General features: G+C 48.0%; 1 protein-coding gene. It reads left to right on the plus strand.

Annotated elements, in window-relative coordinates:
- On the plus strand, positions 1 to 2,067 hold a 2,067-nt coding region (locus ACRC27_RS12465), incomplete at its 5' end, for a chitinase C-terminal domain-containing protein (protein WP_438640017.1).
- Between the last annotated feature and the right edge of the window lie 206 nt (positions 2,068 to 2,273).

The following is a 2,273-nucleotide window of genomic DNA, read 5'->3' on the forward strand; positions in this document are numbered from 1 at the left end:
CATATCGGTCCAGACTTTAAAGTATCAGTGGGCAATGAAGCTGATCCGGCCAACGCTGCAACCGGTCTGCAATGGCCGGGCGTGGCGGGGGCAGATATGGATCCGAGCCTGCCTTACAAAGGCCACTTCAACCTGCTGAATAAATTCAAAAAGCAGTATCCGAATGTCAAAACACTGATCTCTATCGGTGGCTGGGCAGAAACCGGTGGCTATTTTGATGACAACGGCAAACGTGTTGCCTCCGGTGGTTTCTACACCATGACCACCAACCCTGATGGCAGCACCAATACCGCCGCAATTCAGACCTTTGCTAAATCAGCGGTCGATTTTATCCGTAAATACGGTTTTAACGGCGTTGATATCGATTACGAATATGCCACATCCATGACAGGTGCCGGTAATCCAGATGACTTTGCCGTCTCTGATAAACTGCGCCCATACCTGATGAAGTCTTATTCTGTCTTGATGAAAACCCTGCGCGAAGAGCTTGATAAAGCCGGTGCTGCTGATAAAAAGCACTACATGCTGACCGTTGCCGCGCCATCATCGGGCTATATGCTACGGGGTATGGAGACCTATCAGGTTACTCAATATCTCGATTACATCAACGTGATGTCTTATGACTTGCATGGCTCATGGAACAACTACGTTGGCCACAATGCCGCGCTGTATGATACCGGTAAAGATGGTGAACTGGCCGCATGGAACATGTATGGCACAGCACAATACGGTGGCTTAGGCTATCTGAATACTGACTGGGCAGCACACTACTTCCGCGGCTCAATGCCAGCTGGCCGTATTAACATCGGTGTGCCTTACTATACCCGTGGATGGCAAAACGTAACCGGCGGTGATAACGGTTTGTGGGGTAGTGCTGCCCTGCCAAACCAATCTCAGTGCCCATCAGGGACTGGCGGCGATCCGAAAAATCAGTGCGGTAACGGTGCTGTGGGTATCGATAACGTCTGGTTTGATGTGGATGTTAAAGGCAAAGAGATGGCCGGTGGCGGCAACCCAATGTGGCATGCCATGAACCTTGAGAAAGGGATATTGCCAAGCTATATCCAATCATACGGTTTAGATCCAGCCAATGATCCGCAAGACAAGCTGACCGGTAAATATGTGCGTTACTATGACAGCGTAGCGGTTGCGCCGTGGTTGTGGAACGCCGATAAGAAAGTCTTTATCTCTACCGAAGATGAGCAATCAATCAAAACCAAAGCGGGCTATGTGGCCAACCAAGGTTTAGGTGGGGTAATGATCTGGGAGATGGCCGGTGACTATGCATGGTATCCGAACCGTAACGGGGGTGAGTATTACATCGGTAATACCATGACCAATGCACTGTACGATACACTGAAAAATGCCCCAGCCTATGGCAATAAACTTGCTGATCGTGCGATGCCAGCAAAAGCGGTAGATATCGCCGTCACCATTGATGGCTTTAAAGTGGGTGATCAAAACTACCCAATCAACCCGAAAGTTCACTTTAAAAACAACACCGGTAGCGATATTCCAGGCGGTACAGAGTTCCAGTTTGATATCCCAACTTCAGCACCGGCTAACGCCGCTGACCAATCAGGTGCAGGGCTGAAAGTGATTCAAACGGGCCACACGGGTAATAACATCGGCGGTCTGAAAGGTAATTTCCATCGTGTGGCATTTACCTTGCCAAACTGGAAAACACTGGCCAAAGGTGAGACTTATGATCTAGATCTGGTCTACTACCTGCCAATTTCAGGCCCTGCTAACTATACGGTAAAAATTAGCGGTACTGAGTATGCCTTTAGTGGTGAATACCCTAGCCTGCCGTTAGCTGACTTGAGCAGCACAGGTGGTGCGACCGGTGGTGGCAGCACTGGAGGAACGGGCGGTGCGGTATCTGATAGCTGTACCAGCAAAAATATTGATGCCAGCAAAGTCAAAGTGTATCCAAACTGGACACAAAATGGTTTTGCAACCGGTGGTGACCAAATGGCGAACCTGAACAAGGTGTATAAAGCCAACTGGTGGACAAACTCGGTTCCGGGCAGTGACACTAGCTGGACCTTTGTATGTAGCTATTGATTAATAGATAGCACGTTTAATTAATGGATAACACGTTGATTTGATATCAATCACCTTGATAACAATCGTGTTAATACGAACCGCGTAAATAGTCATTCCATGACTTTCAATTTCGTTGAAATAAAAAAGGCATCTGTAAAGATGCCTTTTCTTTTACTCTTTTCGTTCAGCTTGTGCTTTGGCTGTTTATCCCACCCACGTATTTT

This window comes from Plesiomonas sp., assembly GCF_051650925.1.
Taxonomy (GTDB): Bacteria; Pseudomonadota; Gammaproteobacteria; order Enterobacterales; family CAMTGL01; genus Plesiomonas.